Source organism: Ochrobactrum sp. 19YEA23, assembly GCF_029909865.1.
GTDB classification, from domain to species: domain Bacteria; phylum Pseudomonadota; class Alphaproteobacteria; order Rhizobiales; family Rhizobiaceae; genus Brucella; species Brucella gambitense.
Genome location: NZ_JASAMQ010000021.1, coordinates 1 through 2,624, shown reverse-complemented (window position 1 = coordinate 2,624; position 2,624 = coordinate 1). Strand labels below are relative to the sequence as shown.

The following is a 2,624-nucleotide window of genomic DNA, read 5'->3' as shown; positions in this document are numbered from 1 at the left end:
TGCATAGCGGCAATCTAGGTGAGATTCAGCGTCAATCAGGATGAGACTCGCGCCGGGGTGTGACGAAGTGAGGGCGTAGCCCGATCGTAGTCATACCCCGGCGCGGCGCAGAATTTGGCGTCTCAAGATCGCGGTCGGTCCGGTACATTTGCGGTTTTCTGGATTGGAGAACCAGTTTGTGCCGGGTTGCCATGTAACCGATCATCAGATGAGACTCTTCATGAAGTACCGACAAACGCATTCCGTAGAGGTCGCCGCAGCAAAAGCGTCGATCAGCCGAGCTACGGCATACCGCCTCGACAAGGAGGTGCAACTACCATCTCAGAGCAAAGCGCCGCGTGGACGCCGCCGCCCTGATCCCTTGGAGCCAATATTCGAGACTGAAGTCGTCCCGCTCTTGAAGGCCGCACCCGGCATCCGTGCCGTCGCTGTCTACAACGAGATGCTGCGCCGACATCCAGAACTGTCTGAAGGTATCCGCCGCACGCTTGAACGACGCATTCGGTCGTGGCGTGCTGTCCATGGCGAAGCGCAGGAGGTTATCTTCCGCCAGACGCACGAGCCAGGCCGGTTGGGCCTTTCGGACTTTACCGATGCCAGCGGTCTTGGTGTGACCATCGCCGGCCAGCCGCTTGATCACCTGTTCTATCACTTCCGGCTTGTCTGGTCGGGCTTCGAACATGCCCATGTTATTCTCGGCGGGGAAAGCTTTGTCGCGCTGGCCGAAGGGCTTCAAAATGCTCTGTGGTCCGTAGGTGGTACGCCGCTTTATCATCGAAGCGACAGCCTTTCGGCGGCATTCCGCAACCTCGACGCCGATGCCAAGGTCGATCTCACGCACCGATACGACCAGCTTTGCTCCCATTATAGAATGACGCCGACGCGCAACAACAAAGGCGTCGCGCATGAGAACGGCTCGATAGAAAGCTCCCATGGCCATCTCAAGAGCGCCGTTCATGATGCCCTGCTGATGCGGGGGACTAAGGAGTTCGACGATCTCGGTTCTTACCGCGCCTTTGTCGACGAGATCGTCAGCCGTCGCAATGCTGCCCATGGCAAGCGTATCGATGCTGAGCGATCCCATCTGCAGGCGCTGCCAGAGCGCAGGACCACGGACTTCGAAGAAATTGTCGTCACTGTGTCCCGGACGGGCGGCTTCACCTTGCGCAAGGTCTTCTACACCGTGCCATCCCGCCTGATCGGCCACAGGCTACGAGTTCGCCTGTTCGATGATCGGCTGGATGTCTTCATCGGCGGTACGCATCTGATGACGTTGCGCCGCGGACGCGGCCACCCCGACGGGCGACACGATCAGGTCGTCAACTACCACCACGTCATCCATTCCCTGCGCAAGAAGCCGATGGCGCTCCGCGGCCTCGTTTATCGCGACAAACTCTTCCCGCGTCCGGAATATCGCAAGGCCTTCGAAGCCCTCATCGAGCATCTTCCCGACAAGCAGGCTTGCAAGATCACCGTTGAGCTTTTGGCATTGGCGCATGACCGCGGTTGCGAGCGCGAACTTGCCAAAGAATTGGCCAGGACCCTGGATGCGGGCGATTTACCGGATCTGGTCGCCATGCGAACGCTCTTCGGTCCGGATCCAGCCAAGCTGCCTACCGTTCATGTGCAGCTCGCATCGCTCAACGGTTATGAGGCCCTGATCGGGACAGGAGAAGCCGCATGAAGAACGCCCACGTAATCGACGAAGCACGGCTCGCCATCATGCTCAACGAACTTCGGCTACCGACCATCAAAACGCTGTGGCCGCAATTTGCCGAGCAGGCGGACCGGGAAGGATGGCCAGCAGCTCGCTTTCTGTCGGCTATTGCCGAGCACGAGCTGGCAGAGCGTGCCAATCGCAGGATTGAACGGCATCTCGCCGAAGCGCACCTGCCGCCCGGAAAGACCTTGGACAGCTTCGCCTTTGACGCGGTACCCATGATCTCGAAGGCGCAGGTCATGGCAATTACCGCCGGCGACAGTTGGCTCGCCAAGGGAGCCAACATCCTCATGTTCGGTCCGCCCGGTGGAGGAAAGAGCCATCTTGCTGCGGCTATCGGCCTTGCGCTGATCGAGAACGGATGGCGGGTCCTGTTCACCCGGACTACCGATCTTGTGCAGAAGCTTCAGGTCGCCCGCAGGGAACTGCAGCTTGAGTCTGCCATCGATAAACTCAACAAGTACGACTTGCTCATCCTCGATGACCTCGCCTACGTCACCAAGGACCAGGCGGAAACAAGCGTGCTATTCGAGCTGATCTCGGCACGATACGAGCACCGGTCGATCTTGATCACTGCCAACCAGCCGTTCGGAGAGTGGAACCGGGTCTTTCCAGATCCTGCCATGACACTCGCAGCAGTCGACCAGCTTGTGCACCATGCCACGATCTTCGAGATGAATGTCGAAAGTTATCGCCGCAGAACCGCGCTTGAGGAAAAACGCCAGCGGGGCCGACCGGCCTCGTTTGCGACAATCAGGACCTCAACGCTGTCTGTCGCGCAGCGGCAATCAGAAAACGAAGAAGAACTTGTCACCGGCAATCAGCATGATAATTTGATCCCGACCGCGACCTAAGAATCTCATCCAGATTGTCGCAAGCGTCTCATCCTGATTGTCGCGCTATA

General features: G+C 58.8%; 2 protein-coding genes. Both read left to right on the top strand.

The window, feature by feature from the left end:
• The first annotated feature begins 208 nt into the window (after positions 1-208).
• Entirely contained in the window at positions 209-1,684 is a 1,476-nt protein-coding gene (istA, locus tag QBD01_RS25350; protein ID WP_280995029.1) for an IS21 family transposase, read from the top strand.
• Complete coding sequence (istB, locus tag QBD01_RS25345) at positions 1,681-2,574, top strand: IS21-like element ISRel5 family helper ATPase IstB (protein WP_280995028.1); 894 nt, start codon at positions 1,681-1,683, stop codon at positions 2,572-2,574. The genes istA and istB overlap by 4 nt, the downstream gene beginning before the upstream one ends.
• Positions 2,575-2,624 lie beyond the last annotated feature (50 nt).